Below are 17505 nucleotides of genomic sequence, written 5' to 3'. Positions count from 1 at the left end.
AGTTGAGGAGCAAATAATCCCAAGCCATTGGGGTGTTCCACCCATTTGCCCAGATTGGCGGCTATTGTCTCCTCGTCCGCATCGGCCTCCAGCAGCATGCCCGCAAAGCCTCCGGCCTCGTATTTGGCGTGCAGCTCCGGCCTGTCTGCAAACAGAATCAGACTGCCGTCCGGCCAGCAGTGGTCAGCGGGCAGCGTGGTTGATGTCCAGTATTTGGGCACGCCAATGGACTGGATGCGCAGGGCGTCCAGCGTGGCAATGGCGGCTTTCAGCGACTGGCTGGAATCGGCCCAATCGGCCCCGCCAGCAAGGCGGCTGTCGTCACCGGCGCAGACTGTGCCCTCTTCTGTCCCGAAGGGGATAATCTCTTTCCTCAACAGGGGGCCAGCGCCAGCATTGGCAAACAGACGGCGGAAGATTCCGGGAAATGCCATATGGTTCTCCTTAGATTCTCAGTTCTGGTGGCAGTTGCCGCCCCAGGCGTTCAGATTCGTGAGACAGTTCGCAGTGGCGCTTGCCGTCCTGGCTGTCCCAGAAAAACAGCGCATCAATACAGCGTTGCGGCCAGTGACGCACGCCGCTCACATGCCAGCGCCAGGCGCGGCTGGAAATAGTCTCATCCGGCCAGCCGCCCAGGAGCGCGTTCACGCCCTGGTCAAGCGCGATGAAGACAGACTTCCCGTAAGACATGTCGCCGGGCATCAGAGCCCCCAGCTTTCCAGCAAGGATGCGATTGCCTCCACGCTGTCGCAGGCTTCCACGGCCGCCTTGCGCGCGCCGCCAATTTCCATCTGCGCGGCCTTGTGCGTCAGCGCCCCGGAGGTGTAGAGCTCCAGAAAGCTGGACGGCGTAAGATTCAGGCGCACCAGCTCGCCGCCGCTTTCCGGCGTGTGGCCGCGGTAGGCGTTCCAGGTGACGGAGCCTGGCAGGCCCTCCACGCCGGACAGGGCCAGGGTGGCCACATTGGCCGAATCCGCGAAGTTCTGCTGGTCAAAAGAATCATACGAGAAATGCAGCGTCTCCGGCGTTCCCGTGCCGGGGTCAATCTGGTAATCAAACCCCGCGAGAATGGCCGCGCTGGTGGCGGCGTCCACTGTGCCGGCGGCTTCGGTTTTGGCTTCGGCCAGCGTGGGCGCGGGCTTTTCCGGCCTCACCGTCACGGCCCCGGCGGGCAGCGGGCCAAGCGCCTCCATGTAGCGTTCCGGGGATTGCCAGTCATCCCCTTCGTCCGGCAGCCAGTAGGCGGTGCCGCCCTGTTTCGTGCCAGTATCATCCATGTGTCGCCTATGGTCTTCCACCAGCTCCCAGGCAGAACCGCTCCAGCGGGCCACATGACCGGCTGGCACATCCGCCGGGGGGGGCACGGGCGTGGCGGCCAGGCACTCCACTATGGGCGTGCCGTCCGGGCGCGGTTGCGCCGGGCGCGAGCCGGTATATTCGCGGGTTTTCAGGTCATAGGTATACAAATCAGCCATAATCAGCTCCTATTCATGGATTGCGGGCGCGGCGCTGTGCCCGTGAATGACGATTTCCAAATCGCTGCCAATGGGCAGCGGGCAAAGCATGGTCAGGCTGCGGCATTTGCCGTCCTCGTCCGGGATCGCTTCCGTAAATTGACTGCCCTCGTGGCAGGCAATGCCATCCCAGGAGAGGCTGACCACATGCAGGCCGGGCACATAGGCCAGCCCTGCGGGCAGTACCAGCGCTCCCCCCTCCTCTATGGCCGTCTCCAGCGTCCAGGTGGCCCGCTGCACCGTGCGCAGGTCCTGCACCAGGGCGGACAGGGCGCGGTATTCCTGCCGCGTGGCATAGCCTTCGTCCGCCACGACTATGGTGATGCGGGCATCCGTGCTCTGGACAATGGGGATGGTGATTTCATGCGTAACGGTCTGGCCGTCCTGCGGCAGCATCTTGTAATAGCGCGCGTGGTTGGCATAGGCGTAGAGCACGTCAGCCTCGCTGCCCTCCAGATGGCCCACAACGCCGATTTCCTGCACCCAGAAACCGCCCACATCGGCGGGCAGGGTGCAATGCAGCAGGGTGATTTTGGGATCAGCGGCATCACGGCTGCGGGCGTCAATGGGCCTGCGGTGCACCTCATGCACCAGTTCGGTTACGGCGGGATGCGGCGTGACTGTTTGCAGGTTGGCGTCCCCCACGGCCAGATGCGTGAGAACCACGGCCTTGCCCTCGGCCAGGGCCTGCGCCTCCAGCTCCGCCCCGGCATCCGTGAGGACAGCGTAATAGGTGGGCGCTTCTTCACTCATGCAGGCAACTCCTTATGCCGCGCGGCACAACGCCACGCGGGTTGCAGTGATGGCGGCAATGCCAAGGGCCACGCGCCGAGACAGCCGGGGCGAGGGGCGGGGTACGCTCCACAGGCGCGGACGGCTCGACAGGATGCCGCCCACGCACAGACCGATGCGGCGCGGCAATGCTGGGGCGGAGGCCGGGAAAAAATGGAGCTGGAGCTTGCCCAGCGTTCGCGAGCGCAAGCCCACCCCGACAGACAGGGGCAGATTTTCCGAAACCCGCGTCCACAACCCTTCCAGGACAGAACGGGCCGCCTTGTACTCGTTTGCCAACCAGAACGCCAGGGCGGCGGCATCCTGGTCGAATCCGCTGTCACCAATAGTGAAATCCAGGCGAAAATGCGCCCACAGCTCCGGATCTGGCGAGGGCAGCACCCGCGCCTGAAAGGCATTTTCCGCCAGAATCCGTTCCAGGCCGCGCACCTTGCCGCCCAGCTTGTGCCAGGCAAAGGCGTTGACCACGCGGCGGCCATAGCTGTCGTCCGAATCAAAGCGCCAGCGGACAATGCCCCGGCTTGCGCCAAAACGCGCCATGAACTCGGCGTCACAGCGCGGGGGCACATACTGACGGCGCAGCCAGAGGATGTCCTGACGCGCATCATCCATGACCAGGGCCAGGCCCCTGACCAGAGCCGCCAGCGGTCCAGGATGAAAAATGACGCGCCAGCGCAGCGTGTCGTGGAAATATTTCCAGAAAACGCTCATGCCTCTGACACCCATATGGCCTGTAATTGCAGGCTTTGCAGCACGGCCAGGCTGACAGCGGAGATTTCCACGTCAGCGGCAGGGCTTTGCCAGAGCACGCGCTTGACGCCGGGCAAGGTGACAAGACCGGCGGCAATGCGGTCGCGAATGACATCTTTGCCGATGGAAAAACGCGGAATGCTGGTATCGTCCGAATAGCTGAACAGGCTGCGAATCCAGTTTTCCGCCTGGGCCAGGGTGCTCGCCTCATCGCCGGACAGCAGCTCAAGGGTCAGGGCCACATCCACAAGGACTGGCAGCGGGGCTTTGACGAGCAGGTCATGGTTGATGACAATGGCGTCATCCACGGCCATGCGCACGTCTGCCAGCAGCTTTTCCGTGGGCAGGCCCGCCGCGCCCTGCACCACCACATCCACTGTGCCCTCGCCGCGCGGGTGCTGGTCAGCCACAAACACGCCCGCCACGCCGGGCACGGACAGGGCGGCGGCCTCATAGGCCGCGCGCGTGACACCGGCCCTGCTCTGCCAGGCCAGCACATAGCGGTGGCGCAGGGAGGCATCGCCCTCGGCATCCGCGCCCTCCTCCAGCAGCCAGTCCGCGGCATTGCAAACCCCGGCAATCCCTTCCACAGGCGTGACCAGCTCGCAGATCTGCCCCGCCGTGGCGTTGGACGCCTGCCCGTATTCCTCGGCCACGACAGGCACAGCCACGGCATCCGCGCCATCGGGGAGAACCGCCAGGGCTTCGGTGACATAGCGGTAGACCTCGCCCGCGCCATCGGGTTGCGTGCGCACAATGCGCCCTTCCGGGATACGGATATTGCCGGCCCTGTCGCCCCGCTGAAACTGCACCATGCCGCGTGTCTTGGTGGCGGGCTTGCGGATTTCGTCCACCTGAGCAGCGTGGGTATCCAGCCAGTCCCCGGAGAATTCCAGCGGAATGGCCTGCCTGTGAATGCGATCCAGAAAATTGTAGAGCTGCCACAGGCCCCAGGCGAACAATTCGATAATCCCCCGCGCGATGCCCTTATTCAGATTGAGGCGCGCGGGCAGCCAGCCCCTGGCCGCGTATTCGTCCTGCACTGCCTCGATACGTTCAAAAAGCCCGGCGCGGATATCGCTTATGTCTTTGGAAAGTCGCAGGCTCATAGCGCCGCCTCCGGTTCGTTGTATCTGCCGTCGCGTATGACCAGTTCCCGCACACTCTTGTCCGCCGTAAGCACCAGGTTCAACGGCTGGTCTTCTCCGATGAAACGCCATTGCACGGCAACGGCGATGCTCTTTTCATCCCAGGCAAGCAGACTGCTTTTGACGCTCCCCACCACCACGCGCGGATCTTCTTCCACGCGCATGGTCACTTCCGCCAGAAAGGCCGCGCGCGTCGTGGCCGTGCTGTCTTCGTAGAACCAGTCGGAAATGAGGCTGCCGAAGTCCAGGTCGTAGAACAACGCGCCCAGACGTGTGAACAGGCGCAGCTTGATATCCTGCACGCCCGTTTCCACGCCGTCAGTCAGCACCAGTTCGCCGTTGGCTGCCACGCGTGCCTGTCCGGCATTGTCAAGGGCGATATCCTGCCCCCAGAGGTCATTCATCCGTTCCTCACTCGCATCCATGCCCGGCAGGCAAAGCCTGCCGGGCGCTCGTTCGTCACTCCAGGCGGCGCACGCGCCGCGCCTCCGGCGGTTTGCGGTATGCCGCCTCATGAAGAAATTCTGGCACAAAGAAGAGGAGCGCGCCCGGAAAGGACGCGCTCCATGCGAAGTATTTTCAGACTGTTTTTTATTCGGGATTAGCCAGTTCGTTCAGCCGACGCAGCATATCTTCAAGGTCCTGTGTCCAGTAGAACAGGCCTTCCCACACTTTTTTGCCTGTCATCGCGTCGAGTTCCTCTTCATTTAGTATGGAAAACGCACCGCAGGCCGCGCACAGAAAGGCCACGCGGGATTCCATACGATCCATTTCATCCACCACTTCCACGGGCACTTTACGCATAAAACTCATGCTTCCACCTCCAGCAGGTTGCCCTGCACGAGGCGGGCGGAACCCTGCCGCCGGGGCGGCAGTTCGCCCAGGGCCTCGGCGGCGTCCAGCAGATTACTGATTTCCCGGCTGCTCACGTCCAGCAGCTTGGCGATGGCGGCAATGCCCAGCCCCATCCTGCGGTAACGCACGGCGGAACGCAGCCGCCGCTTGCGTGCCGGGCCGAGCTTCCAGAACAGACGGGCCGTTTCCCGTTGCGCCTTCTCTTCCGCCGCCTTCAACTCCGGCAGGGCGGCGGCCCGGCCTTCGTCCAGCCCTTGCAGGTAGCCGGACTCGCGGGCAAGTTCCGCCCGGTTTTCCAGCGCGGCGGCTTCAAGGGCGTTGAAGGCTTCGATGTAGCGCAGCTTCCACAGAATGGCCGCCTTGCCCGTCATGCCCATGACCAGCAGGGAAAAAGCGTCGCGGGTGAGCTGGTAGGCTCGGCGTTTTTCACCTTTTGCATCTGGAAGTTCAACCGGCCCAAAATTGGGCGCGTTGAATGATTTCGGGAGGATAGAGCGTAATCTGTCGATGTCGCGCAGAATGTGCGAATGCCGCCGCTGGAAATGACGGGCAACGTCCGTACTCAGAACCACGGGCGTTTCGTTGTTCAGAAAATCAATGTGGATGACATTGCCGGACTTTACCGGGGACGCGACTTGAGATAGACTGTTATCAGCCATGATTCCCTCCGTTTCAGGGAGTTTCAGGTTAGGCCCGGTCTGGTGCGTCACCACCTTTCCGGGCTGTTTTTCATTTCGTCGTTTTTTTGGGGGGCTTCCAATCAGGAATCAGCTTATCCAAAGCTGAAAAAAACATACCTTTTACGGATTGCCTCCGTTGAGCCGCCAATTCTTTGATTTTGGCGTGCTCCTCCTCTGACACTTCAAACGAAATTTGCTTTCTTGGCACTCTACCTCCTTGCGGATAGATTACTAGCATACTAGTAATGAGAGCGCAACCTTTTTCCGCACGAGAAATGAGAATGGAGCTAATGCGGGCAGCTTCCACCGCTGCGGCTTCCCGCGTGGGCGTTGCCGGAAACAGACAGATCGCCGTTGACGGTCAGCGGTCCGTTGATCGTGAGGCTGCCGTTGGTGGTGCGGTGGGCGTTCTCCGTGGTGGTTCCCGCGCCGCCGTCGCTGCCGGAGCAGGTTTCATTCCCTTTTTTGATGATGGACGGCGCTTGCATGGTCAGCGTGCCGGCTGCTTCCACAGTCGCGTTGCCCGCCGCTTTGATGACGGCATTCCCGCCGACTTCCACGGTCCAGTTTTCAGGTGAAACAGTTAGAAAAGAACCGTCCTTTTCTATCTTGAGGCTCACGCCGGGCGTCTGCTGGATAATGAGTTCGTCCAGCCCGCAGTCCGGCGCGCCGTTCGTCTGCCAGCGGAAGTTGCTGATGCGCGGATAGTTCGGGTCGCCGTCATAATAGGAAAGGTCGCACAGCGTCCCCGCCGCCGGAGGGCAGACAATGCCCCGTTTCGGCCCGCCCCATACGATGGGGATTTCCACCTTGGGGATCACCGGTTCCGACGTGTCCTGGCTTTCGTCGTTCCGGAGCGGCTGCACGTCCGCATAGTAGCGCCCGTCGCTGGCATACGCCGCCACGACCTTTGCCTTGCGCGTCATGCGGTAGTACGTCCGCAAATCCGGCATGGCCAGTTCCAAAGCGCGTTTGAGCAAGGAAAGCAGGCTCTGGTCCGCCATGATTACCCCCAGCCGCAGTCCTGGCCGTAGCCGATGGTGGTCGTGTTCCCGTCCACGCTCAGGGTATGGATGACATCTTCCGCGCGTACCAGCTCCGAAAAGTCCCGCCGCGTGTCCCGTATGCGTACTTTGCGGCTGTGCGTCAGTCCCGGCAGAATGGTGGACACGGCATAGCTCATGCCCGCCGGGTTCGGGCTGTTGGTTATCAGGTTGGCCGCAGTTTCAATGACGAACACGTCTCCCGGTTCGTCCCCGTCGGACCAGTACAGACCCGCTTCCCCCAGCCAGACCGCGTGCCGGGAAAGGTCATGCCCGAAACTCCGTTCCAGACTGGCGGCAAGCTGCTTGATGGCCCGCGCCACGGTCACGTTGCTGAACACGATATGCGGGAGCGTCTCCGACGGGATTTTGATTTCCGCAACGGGAAGGCCCGTGGACGCCAGCAGGCGGCGGGCCACCACGTCCGCCGGTTCCCCGTGCATGGCTTCCGTCACCGTGGTGTCGATGAGCGCCTGTTCCAGCCCCACGGCCTGCACGCGCACGGTATCCGGCCCTGCGGGCTGAAAATCCTTTACCGTGCCGGACCAGTCGTGCCACGTTCCGCCTTCGCCCCGGTGCCCGAAACGCACGCGCACCGCCTGTTTCCTTGCCAGCCCCGTCTGTACCGACCCGTCGGCATCCGGTATGTCCACTTCGCAGGTGGAGACAACGGCCCGACGGCGCAACGTCAGCACAATGCGCGGGCTGCGCAGCACTTCCACACCGCCCACGTTGCAACGGATATTGATGCCTTCAATCATTTCTTCCGTTCCTCGCTCAGAACCATGCCCGGCAGGCGAAGCCTGACCGTGCCTTCGCTCGTCACCCAGGCGCGGCACGCCGCGCGCCTCCGGCGGATAACGTTACCCCGCGTTGATGATAAGTTCGTCTTCCCTGGGTTCGGCGGCCTGTCTGGCCTTCTCCGCCGCCTGTTCCGCCAGCTCTTTGGATGTGGGGCTTTTGGCCTGCGCCTTCTCCGTCTTGACCACGGGCGGGTTGTGCTCCACAAAGCCCAGCGTCACCGTGATTTCATCCGTCCGGTCATTCTCCGACGAACAGAATTTGGAAAAGACCACCTGCCGCACGCCCCGCGCCAGCAGATGCCGGTTCGCCACCGTGTAAATCTGCGGGTTCGCCTTGTCATCCACCTTGCGGAACATCCCGGAAAGCGTTTCCAGCTTGTCGTAGCAACTGGAATCCTCGTCCGTCACCAGATACAGCGATACCATGATGTCGCTGTCCTCAAAGCCCTGCGGCGTCTTTTTCTTGCCGGATGTGCCGTCCACCTTCTGCTCGTCAAAGCGCACCTTGCCGTCCACGCGCAGGGAGCTGAGGATGCCCGGCACGTCCTCCCCGGCAAGCGTCAGCACGCCGTCCTCAAAGGTTATCAGATTCGATTTTTGTCCGTTCTCCCTGGCCTGGCTCATGCCATCCCCTCCATCATGGAAATTTCCCCTTGCAGGTACTGGCGCATGGCTTCCCCGAAGTCCTCCGCATTCTGAATATTGGGCAGGATGATGTCGCCGTAGATGCTTATGGTTTGGCCGCTCTGGCCGTTGCCGCGTTGCCAGCCCTCAGCGCGCCCCTCGTCCGACGCGCTGAAGGACGGGGCGGGAGGAATGCCGACAGCGGGCACGTCAGGCGTGGACACGGCGAAAGCGGCATCCCCGGCGGGATTGCCGAGACCGCCAGTCAGGCTCTGACCGTTCCACCAGTCGCGGATGGCTCCGCCCACTCCGGCAAGCGCGCCGGATACCCTGGACACAAGCCCCCCCTGTGCGCCGCTCACTCCCTCGGCAAGCGTGGTCATCATGCGCCCCCCGGAAAGCGTGAGCTGCGAAAGCGGCCCCACATGCGCATCCGAAAACGGCAGATACTCCCGCACCCTGGCGAACACGCCCGCCACGGAGTCCACCACGGACGAAGCCATGCTCTTGATGCCGTCGATGAAGGTATCCAGCAGTTTTGCCCCGGATTCAAAGAGGTTCAGGCCGCCGAAAAATTCCAGCACGGCGTTCCAGGCTTCCGTTATCCCGGCCAGCAGGGAAGAGCCGAAGCCCGCGATGCCGGAAACAATGGAATCCCACGCTCCGGTAATGGCGCCGACGATGGCGTCCCATTTCTCGCCCGCCCAGGCCGCTATGCCGCCCCACAGGTCATGCCACCAGGCGGCGATTTCATCCCAGTTCTGGACAAGCCATGCCCCGGCAGCAATCAGGCCCGCAATGGCGATGACGACCAGCCCTATGGGATTGGCGCTCATGGCCGCATTGAGAACCCACTGCACAGCGGCCCACGCCTTTGTTGCGGCGGATACCGCCACCATGACGCCGCGCACGGCCAGAAGCGCGGCCTTCCAGGCCACGAACAGCCCCAGCACATACCCAAGCACCTTGCCAAGGTTCGACCAGGCGAAGGGGTCCGCCGCCGTGTTGGCCTCATTCGCGGCCCCGCCAAGATCCAGCAGCCAGCCGCACAGCGCCGAAACGCCGTCTATCAGGTAGCCCACGGCGGAGGCAAACAGCCGTATGCCGTCCACCAGCCAGGCGAAGCCCGTGGCCAGCCCTTCCAGCACGCCGCCTGCTATCTCTCCAAGGGCCGCGCCGAACGCCTCCCATGTCGAGGCCGCGCTGGTCACTTCGTTGCCGGAAAACACGCCGAACAGCGAGGATACCGCCCGCATGAGTTCGGCCACGGCCAGCCGTACCGGCACGAAAATGACATTGATACGATCAAAGGCCGTGGAAAGCGCCTTGCTGAATCCCCTGAACACCGCCTGAATGCGGTACACCACGCGGGAAACGGTGGTCACAAGGCCCACCAGACCGGCGGCCTTTATCTGTGTGGCCAGCTCGCCCCGGATTTCCCCGCTGCCATTTTTGAGGGACTGGAAAACCGCCAGCACGCCCTTGACCGTAAGGGTGATTTTTTGCCAGCAGGCGGACAGATAGTCAGCCATGCCGCCGAAATTGGTACGGTATGCGGCATAGAGCAGCCCCAGCACGGCAATGACTGCATAGACCGGCGCGCCCAGGCCCAGCAGCGCGGCTTTTGCCGGGGCCAGCGCCTTGGCCAGCATCGGCCCCACGGACGAAAAGAACCAGATAGCGGCGGAAAGACCGGTCAGCGCCACCACGGCCAGGCTCACGGCGGAAACGATTTTCAGGAGCGCCGCGCCGAAAGGCGTCTGCGCCGCCTTGTCCAGCAGGCGCAGAAAGCCGGTCATGCCATCCACGGCCCCGCGCACGGCGGGAATGAACAGCTTGCCCACGGTAATCTGCACGCTTTCCCAGGCCGAGCCCAGACCGCGCAGGGAACCGGCCAGCGTGTCGTTCATCCGCGCGGCCATTTCCGCAGCGGAACCTCCCCCGGCCTCAAGCTGTTTCGCGTATTCGGCTATGGCTCCGATGCCTTCCTTCTCGATGAGTTCCGAGAATCCGGCTATGGCCTCTTCGCCCACTATCATCTTCATGGCGGCGATCTGTTCAGCCGTGCCCATGGTCTTGAGGCCAGCCGCCATTTCCCCCAGCACGGTGACAGGGCTGCGCAGATTGCCCGCGCTGTCCTTCACCGTCACGCCCAGCTTCTGGAAAAGCTCCTGCGCTTCCTTCGTCGGCGCGGCCATCTTGTTCAGCATGGCCTTGAGCGTGGTGCCCGCCTGGCTGCCCTTGATGCCCACGTTGCCGAGCAGACCGGCCATGGCCGCCGTTTCTTCCAGCGAAAGCCCGGCCATGCGCGCCACAGGGGCGACATACTTCATGGTGTCGCCCAGAAGCTCCATATTCGTGTTGGCCGTGGCGCAGGTCAGCGCCAGCACGTCCGCAACACGGGTCATTTCTTCGGCTTTCATGCCGAACGCGGAAAGTATGTCCGAGGATATGTCCGCCGCCCGGCCCAGGTCCGTGGCCGTGGCCGCCGCAAGGTTCAGCACGCCCGGAAGCGCCGCGATGTTCTCCTGTGCCGAAAATCCGGCCATGGCCAGATACTGTTCCGCCTCGCCCACCTGAACGGCGGTAAACTGCGTGGTCGCGCCCAGCTCCCGCGCCGTGGCTTCCAGAGCAGCCATTTCCTCCGACGACGCGCGGGACACGGCCCCAACCTTGGCCATCTGATCTTCAAAGCCTGCGGCCACGCCCACGCAGGCCCCGAACGAGCCGAGCATGACCCCGGCGGCCAGCGCCACCGGAGCCATGCCCAGCGCAAGGTTGCCCATGCGCCTTCCCAGCGAGGCCACGCCGCCTTCCACGCTTCTCATGGCATTGCGTACCCGGTCCAGCGGGCCGGAAATCATGTCCACCAGCGACAACGTGGCAAAAACGCTGAAAACTTCCATGGGCTACTTCCGTGCGGGATTTCCCCGTCCTTTGTCTCCGTGAATCATGCGGGCCAGCGTGGTGAAGTACCGTTCCTCAAGCCACGCGGCCTGTCCTATCTGTGCCCGCCACTCGGAAAAATCCTCCGACGGCGCACAGTGCAGCCAGTGAAGGATAAGCGCGTCCCCCTGCCCGAAAGCATCCGGGGGCGGCGCTAGTTTCCCAGTTCGGCGGAAATGCCCACACCCTTGATGATGGCCGTGGCAAAGCTGGTGGCAATGCCGGGGTATTCCTCCATGGCGTCCGTGAGCGCCTGTCTGTCGTCGGGATGCACGCAGTCCAGAATGAGATTGCGGGAAGCCTGCCCGGCGTTTTTGGCCGCCTTGTCCTGAAGGCGCTGAATCTGCGTCTTGCCCGGCTTGGCGAAACGGAAGGTCAGGGTCACGTCCTGAGCGTCTTCCGCGTTCTCCCCGGACCACGGGTCGGAAAAGGTGTGAGAGAAGGAAACGTATTTGCGGTTTTCAGACTGAGACATGGATGGCTCCTTGTGTTTTTGCGGGGCGGGGCGCTAGCCGTTAGCTGGCCTGTCCAGCTTACGGATGCGCCAGTCGTTGGCGAGCTTGCGAGCCATACGAATGGCGACAGCAGCTTCTCTGACTGTCCTTTTGGGTAACAAGTTGCTGTCGTCATTCGTAACTCGCTGCGCTCGAACGGCTGACGCAGCGACAGCATCGCTATTGCCCCGTTTTCCGAAAACATGCCATGAAAACAAAAAACGCGCCCGGAAAGAGCGCGTTCCATGCGAAGGAATTTTGCGGGGGAATTACCCGACCTTGGCCGGGGTTCCGTTCCACACGATGGGGGAAAGAATGGTGAACTCGCAGGTAATGGGGCTGGCGTTGGCATCGCCCTGGGAAGCTCCGCCGCCGTCAAACTTCGTGATCTTGCAGTCTTTCAGCGTATCCACGATGGTTCCCATGTCGTCATTGGCGTAACTCACGGTGATGGGGAAGGGACGATGCCCGAAAATGTCCCCAGCGCCGCTCGATGCCACAAGGGCTTTTTTCAGATTCTCCCATTCGTCACGGTCAAGCACCATGCTGCCGGACGCCTCGTAGTTGCCGCGCCCCCAGCCGCGCGGAACGGCCCCGCGCCCGTACCGGGCTTCGATGCTCTGGCCGTCCGTGTACTTGATTTCCGTGATGCCTATCTGTTCCCCGCTGAGAGTGACGACGTGAATGTCTTCCCAATCGTATTGTCTGCCGTTGATGGCCATTATTCTTACTCCTATGCCGTCTGGTTCAGGCCGCGCGGGTCGAACTTGCCGCCCGCGTAGGTGTAGCTGAAATACAGCTTGATTTGCCGGATGATCGGAATGCCGATAAGCGTAATTTCCACGGCCACGCCGTTGTTCACGATATCCTGCCCGGAGGGAATGTTGACCACATAGGCGGCCAGTTCCGGCGGAAGCGCGCCCACCATGGCATCCAGCGCGTTTTCGATGTTGGCCTTGAGATAGGCCAGCCCGGCCGCCTCATTGCCCAGCAGCGGGTCCCCGGCTTCATCGTACATGCTTTTCAGCCCGGCGATGCGGCCCTTGCGCACGGCCTTGAACACCGTGCGCAGCACTTCCTCATAGCGGAAGTCGCTGGTATCGTCGGCCAGCGTGCGGGAGTCTCCCCAGTACACACCGTCCAGCCCCGCGTATTTCTTCGCCGTCAGATATCCGGCGTCTTCAAGGGTACTCTGAACGGCCATCCAGCCGTCGGGAAGCGCAAGCTGGCTGATGTTGCCGTCACGCACGCGCCCCGTGGCGCGCTGCACGGGCAGGCTCATGACACGCCCGGCCTGCAAGCCGGAAGCGTTGCGCAGGTTTACGGCTCCCGTGGAGTCGGTAATGCCGCCGTACTGTGCGCAGACCGTCACGAAACGCGCCGCCACATCCCGCTTTTCCTCCACCAGATACGCCGTGAAGTCGTTCAGGTCTTCATCGTCGCGGGGCAGGCGGGCCTCCGCCTTGAAGTAGGTGGGCCGGTGCAGGTTCCACAGCTCTTCCGCCTTTGCCTGCATGGCCGCCCAGTCCACGCTGTCCGTGGCCCCGGCCACCAGCACGGACTCCACATCATACCGGGCCAGCGGTTCCTCAAGCGCGGCCATGACATCCACAATGGACGGCACGGGTTCCAACAGCCTGCAATAATAGGTGGTTCCGCCCGTGTAAGTTCCTTTCGGGAAGGTTACGGTCACGCCCAGGGCGGAGACGGAAACAAGCCCGTCCACGGGCAGGGTCTTCACCTTGCCGTAGTTCTCCCCGCCGTCCGTGGAAAGCTGGTAGGTGCCTTCGTTCAGGCCACCGCTCTTCACTATCTGAATGGCGATTTCCCCTCCGGCCAGCACGTCGCCCGCAATCACGGGCAGGGGGCTTTCGGCATCGCCCACACGCTCCACCGGGCCGACGGGGCCGCGCGTCACAAAGGACCACTGCCAGCCGTTTTCCAGTTCCGCGTCGGAGGGGAACAGCAGCGTGGCCCCGGTCTCCCCGATGACAAGCTGTTCCGCCGTCGTCTCCGCCGCGTCGGCAAACGTCCTGCCTCCGTCAAGAGAAATGAGAACGGTTGCCGTGCCCACGTCTCCGGCGGCTTCCACCTTGACCACCACGTCGGCATTGACCTGTGCCACGCCGGAAACGCCCACGTCGGGATACTTCCCGTTGCCGCCCGTGCAGACCGGTTCGGAAATGTAGCCGCCCGACTGCGCCAGGCAGGGCACGGCTATCAGCACGGGGTCCTGCCCGCCGGTGTTCAGCATGTCCCGCGCGCGTTCCGCCAGCGGTCCCACGCCCAGCAGCCCTTCAATGTCGGAACTGGTGCCGAGCAGGTAGCCCTTGCCCACCTGTCCCTTGCTGCACGCTCCCACCACGATGGCCGAACCTTCCACGCCGCCGGGCGCAAGGCCGGATGTGCCGTCCACAAGATATTCGAGTACGTCGCCCATAGCATCTTTTCCTTTTTTGTGGTTTGCTGTCGCCAGCCGTAGTTTCCTTCGTCACAACGGCTGACGCAACGGCTGCCGCTACTTTCTCCTTCCGCCGCCCAGGTGGCGCGCGGTCAGTCCAGCCAGAGCGGCCCTGTATTCATCGTCCGTCAGCATTTTGCCGTCCGCCCAGCCCATGAAGCGGCACAGGGCCGCCTGCTGCCATGAAGGCACGCGGTGACGGTCCGCCAGCACGGGAAGGCTTGACAGACCAGATGACGCTCGGTCGCACGCTCTGCTGTCCATTTCCGTAAGGCTCGCTTCGCTTGCCAACGGAAACGCCATTGCATGGCGGCCTTCGGCTGGCGTCCCTGTGCGACACTCGCTGTCGCTCGCGTTTTGCGCGGAAAACGCTTCGCTCCCGCTGCGCGGCTGCCCCGCTTCCTGCGGAGCGCAATCATCCTTGGATCTTTCCAGCACAGAAGGGGCCGCTTCCGGCGTTTCCACAGTTCCCGGCGTCTGTTCCCGCGTGTCTTCCACATGGCCTTCCTCCTGATCGGGAACGGCCTGTTCCGTGGTCATCGTAACAGCCTGCTGGTCGTCCTTTTCCTCTGTCGTCTTCTTTCTGGCAGCCATACCGGCCTCCTTGTTATTTGAATGTCGGGTTGATGGTGAAGGAAGGAATCAGCTTTTCCGTTTCCTCCCCGGTAATCCTTCCGGTGAACGTCAGCACGAACAGCCGGTTCACTCTGGTAAACACTTCAATGACTTCATCGCCCACGCGCTTGTCCGACGGACGGGAAAACGTCGCTTCCCGCGCCCGTACCTTTATCCAGTTGCCCCGGCTGTCGTTGCCGCCGCGCGGCAACGCCGCCACAAAGTCCACGCTGAACGCTTCCAGCCAGGCCCGGTCGTCGGCCAGGACGTTGACGTTCACCGTCAGTTCCACTTCGTAAAGCTCGCGCTTGCGGATTTGCTCCGTTTTCGTGCGGGTCACAGACAGCTTGCGCCCCGTGCGCGTGTAGCGTTCCGGCATGAACTGAATCTCCACTCGCGGCCTTTCGATGGTCAGATTGTCCTTTTTCACGATGTCGATAACGCGGCCTTCCGGCAGTCCGGCGGCCAGCGCCGCCCGCGTGATGGTTTCCGTTGCGAAGGTCTGCATTGACTCCGCTCCTATGCCTTGAATGCCCCGGCGAGAAAGTCAGCCATGGTTTCCCGCACTTCCTCCATCTCTTCTTTGGAAACGCCCAGGTACGGACGGGCGGTAATCTTTGCTTCCTTGACGAACACGTCTTCTCCATTCAGCCCCTTGAACTTGAGATACTTTCCCTTCTTGGCCCTGATGGTGCCGCCGAGCTGGTGAATCCGGGCGTAGGGCAGGTTGCTGCCCACCATGACCTTGTCAGGCGTGGCGGAATAGTCGATGGAATCCTTGAGATGGCCTTCCTTATCCAGCGTCTTGCCGCCTTTTGCCGCAGCCCGCGCCGAGCTTTTCCATTTCTTGCCCGTCGGGTCTTCTTCATGCTCAAAACGTTTCAGCGTGCCGGCTCGCAGAGCTTCACCCACGGACTCCATAAGCGCCTGCGTGTCGCCCAGCTTACGCCCGGCCTTGGAAAGCGCCTTGTCGAATCCGCCCCAGTTCAGGGAAACGCCGTTTTTCGCCGCCATAGCAACAGCTCCATTTTCAGATGATTGCTGTCGGCATCCGTAGCTTCCTTCGTCGCAACGGCTGCCGCGCCTACAGCCCCCGCAGGTCTTTTCCCCGCTCCGGCGGCGTATCCATGTTCACGCGGCAAGGCCGCGATGAACACGCCGCCTGCGCTATCAGCGGCGCACGCGCCGCGACTCCGTCGGGTAAGGTTACAAGTTTCACCTACAATCCCCTCAAATCGAAAAGGGGAGTTCGTGTTACTACTGCCACGCTGGCTTCCTCCCTGTCGGGATTCGTTTCTTCCAGGGGGAGTTTCAGCTTGCCCCTGGCTATCTGGTCCAGAAGGTCCATGCAGTATTTCCACTGCTTTTGCAGGGGTATCCATTCATTGTCGCCGCTTTCTTCCGTATCCACCAGGGACGTGATGGCCTCCACCACGCGGTAGGCGCTGGTCACGGCGGCGATGTAGCGCACGATTTCCGGCACATAGGGCCAGGGCTGCGGATAACGGTAGGAAAGCGCGTCCCCGATTTCCCCGGAAACGGCCTCAATGGTCCGCTCCACCAGTCCGGGGTTCTGTTTCTCGCACGCCTCCACATATTTGGCGTACAGAAGGTCAACGATGTGTTCACGGCTGCACAGAATCATGGACATGCCCTTTTTCCGCGTTTTGGAATAGTTTTAGAATAGTCTAAAAGTTTTTCCCTTGCCCACGCCCGCCCCGGAGAGAAAAACGCCTCTCCGGGGCGCTCAGGGCGTTTTCCGCTTTATGCCACCACCACGGCCTTGCAGACCGCCCGTGACGGACGCGCGGGCATGGGCTTGGCCTGCCCGATCAGCGTAATGGAGGAATCGTCGTCGCTCTTCACCGGCACGATGTGCAGGGGAACGGCGGCATTGTTGGCGGAAATGGAATCAATGGCGCAGTACCAGATGGTCCCCGGCACATCCACGGCCACGCCCATCAGCGTCTTGGCGTCCAGCTTGGGCACCCATTCCCCGGTCACGGGCGCGGGGTACGTTTCGTCCATAAAGCGGATGACGTAACTGCCGATGCGCACTTCACCGTCGCCCAGCTTGATGCCGATGGGCGCGTCCTGAGCCGTGGAGCGGTAGTTTTCCGCCATGTCCAGGAACACGGCGGCCACGTCCTCACCGCACATGAACTCCACCTTGCCGCCGATGCCCGCCATGCGGATTTCCTGCTGCATGGCGCGCAGCAGCCGGTACACGTCGGAAAGTTTGCTCGCGCCCGTCAGTTTCGTGGCGAGGGTATGGGCAAGGGGCGCGCCGTAGTCGATGCCGTAACTTTCCGAACGTCCGCCAGGAAGCTGCACCGGCCAGGCCAGTTTGCCCGTGGTCAGCACGCCAGCGCACATGCCCTCGGTGGTCGCGTGGACGGCCTGCCGTATCTGGTCCACCTTGCGCGTGCGCCACGCCTCAAGCGATGCCTGGTTGCCCAGAAGTACGCGCAAATCGTTCAGCTCCGCAGCCGTCACGGGCACCTGAACCTTAATGGGCAAGGGCGCGAAGAACTGCGTTTCGATGGATTCATTGTCCAGAGGCACGGGCACGCCGTCACGGCGCACCACGGGAACGGTCTGCACCACGGCTTTCAGGTCCGTGATGCCCAGCATGGACAGGGGATGCGTCGGGCGCTGTTTGAAAAAACGGTCCATGATGGTGCTTTCCAGCGGCGGCAGCGTCTTGAGCGACTGCGCCACCGCCTGCGGAGCAAAAATGCCTTTCAGATTCGCAAGCATAATATTTCCTATGGTTAGAT

The 17505-nt window shown here is 62.5% G+C and carries 20 protein-coding genes and 1 pseudogene; all 21 read right to left on the bottom strand.

From position 1 onward, the window contains the following. Nucleotides 1–434, bottom strand: a pseudogene (locus ACQRA4_RS06810) (hypothetical protein); the annotation flags it as partial. Nucleotides 435–444: 10 nt separating this feature from the next. After that, a complete protein-coding gene (locus ACQRA4_RS06805; RefSeq protein WP_427822343.1) occupies nt 445–690 on the bottom strand; it encodes a pseudouridine synthase in 246 nt (81 codons plus the stop codon). An 11-nt stretch (nt 691–701) separates the two neighbouring features. Beyond that, nucleotides 702–1475, bottom strand: a complete 774-nt coding sequence (locus ACQRA4_RS06800; protein ID WP_427822340.1) for a hypothetical protein — start codon at nt 1473–1475, stop codon at nt 702–704. A gap of 9 nt (nt 1476–1484) precedes the next feature. Then, nucleotides 1485–2267 carry a phage tail protein gene (locus tag ACQRA4_RS06795; RefSeq protein ID WP_427822339.1) on the bottom strand — a complete coding sequence of 261 codons (783 nt, stop codon included), beginning with the start codon at nt 2265–2267 and terminating at the stop codon, nt 1485–1487. A 12-nt stretch (nt 2268–2279) separates the two neighbouring features. Continuing rightward, on the bottom strand, nt 2280–3017 hold the full coding sequence (locus ACQRA4_RS06790; protein ID WP_427822338.1) for a phage tail protein: 738 nt from the start codon (nt 3015–3017) through the stop codon (nt 2280–2282). Beyond that, entirely contained in the window at nt 3014–4165 is a 1152-nt protein-coding gene (locus tag ACQRA4_RS06785; protein ID WP_427822337.1) for a baseplate J/gp47 family protein, read from the bottom strand. The genes ACQRA4_RS06790 and ACQRA4_RS06785 overlap by 4 nt, the downstream gene beginning before the upstream one ends. Continuing rightward, nucleotides 4162–4719 (bottom strand): baseplate assembly protein, encoded by a 558-nt coding sequence (locus ACQRA4_RS06780; RefSeq protein WP_427822336.1) that lies wholly within the window; start codon nt 4717–4719, stop codon nt 4162–4164. The genes ACQRA4_RS06785 and ACQRA4_RS06780 overlap by 4 nt, the downstream gene beginning before the upstream one ends. 76 nt (nt 4720–4795) lie before the next feature. Next, nucleotides 4796–5017, bottom strand: coding sequence for a hypothetical protein (locus ACQRA4_RS06775; RefSeq protein WP_427822335.1), 222 nt, complete (start codon nt 5015–5017; stop codon nt 4796–4798). After that, nucleotides 5014–5718, bottom strand: coding sequence for a Rha family transcriptional regulator (locus tag ACQRA4_RS06770; protein ID WP_427822334.1), 705 nt, complete (start codon nt 5716–5718; stop codon nt 5014–5016). The genes ACQRA4_RS06775 and ACQRA4_RS06770 overlap by 4 nt, the downstream gene beginning before the upstream one ends. A 308-nt stretch (nt 5719–6026) precedes the next feature. Then, nucleotides 6027–6743 carry a baseplate assembly protein gene (locus ACQRA4_RS06765; RefSeq protein WP_427822333.1) on the bottom strand — a complete coding sequence of 239 codons (717 nt, stop codon included), beginning with the start codon at nt 6741–6743 and terminating at the stop codon, nt 6027–6029. Nucleotides 6744–6745: 2 nt separating this feature from the next. After that, complete coding sequence (locus tag ACQRA4_RS06760; RefSeq protein ID WP_427822332.1) at nt 6746–7543, bottom strand: hypothetical protein; 798 nt, start codon at nt 7541–7543, stop codon at nt 6746–6748. Between the two features lie 102 nt (nt 7544–7645). Further along, entirely contained in the window at nt 7646–8209 is a 564-nt protein-coding gene (locus tag ACQRA4_RS06755) for a hypothetical protein (protein WP_427822331.1), read from the bottom strand. Continuing rightward, nucleotides 8206–11115 carry a phage tail tape measure protein gene (locus ACQRA4_RS06750; protein ID WP_427822330.1) on the bottom strand — a complete coding sequence of 970 codons (2910 nt, stop codon included), beginning with the start codon at nt 11113–11115 and terminating at the stop codon, nt 8206–8208. Before ACQRA4_RS06750 ends, ACQRA4_RS06755 begins: the two co-directional genes overlap by 4 nt. Before the next feature lie 194 nt (nt 11116–11309). Beyond that, on the bottom strand, nt 11310–11630 hold the full coding sequence (locus tag ACQRA4_RS06745) for a hypothetical protein (RefSeq protein WP_427822329.1): 321 nt from the start codon (nt 11628–11630) through the stop codon (nt 11310–11312). Between the two features lie 288 nt (nt 11631–11918). Then, nucleotides 11919–12371 carry a hypothetical protein gene (locus ACQRA4_RS06740; RefSeq protein ID WP_427822328.1) on the bottom strand — a complete coding sequence of 151 codons (453 nt, stop codon included), beginning with the start codon at nt 12369–12371 and terminating at the stop codon, nt 11919–11921. 11 nt (nt 12372–12382) lie between these two features. After that, entirely contained in the window at nt 12383–14089 is a 1707-nt protein-coding gene (locus tag ACQRA4_RS06735; RefSeq protein WP_427822327.1) for a DUF2586 domain-containing protein, read from the bottom strand. 78 nt (nt 14090–14167) lie between these two features. Then, nucleotides 14168–14704 (bottom strand): hypothetical protein, encoded by a 537-nt coding sequence (locus ACQRA4_RS06730; RefSeq protein WP_427822326.1) that lies wholly within the window; start codon nt 14702–14704, stop codon nt 14168–14170. A gap of 13 nt (nt 14705–14717) precedes the next feature. After that, complete coding sequence (locus tag ACQRA4_RS06725; RefSeq protein WP_427822325.1) at nt 14718–15233, bottom strand: translation initiation factor 2; 516 nt, start codon at nt 15231–15233, stop codon at nt 14718–14720. A gap of 11 nt (nt 15234–15244) precedes the next feature. Beyond that, entirely contained in the window at nt 15245–15739 is a 495-nt protein-coding gene (locus ACQRA4_RS06720; protein WP_427822324.1) for a phage virion morphogenesis protein, read from the bottom strand. A gap of 205 nt (nt 15740–15944) precedes the next feature. Beyond that, nucleotides 15945–16376 carry a phage protein Gp36 family protein gene (locus tag ACQRA4_RS06715; RefSeq protein ID WP_427822323.1) on the bottom strand — a complete coding sequence of 144 codons (432 nt, stop codon included), beginning with the start codon at nt 16374–16376 and terminating at the stop codon, nt 15945–15947. Nucleotides 16377–16489: 113 nt separating this feature from the next. Then, on the bottom strand, nt 16490–17485 hold the full coding sequence (locus tag ACQRA4_RS06710; protein WP_427822322.1) for a major capsid protein: 996 nt from the start codon (nt 17483–17485) through the stop codon (nt 16490–16492). Between the last annotated feature and the right edge of the window lie 20 nt (nt 17486–17505).

This window comes from Desulfovibrio sp. SGI.169 (assembly GCF_050313595.1).
Taxonomy (GTDB): Bacteria; Desulfobacterota; Desulfovibrionia; order Desulfovibrionales; family Desulfovibrionaceae; genus Desulfovibrio.
This window is presented reverse-complemented; position numbering and strand designations above follow the sequence as displayed.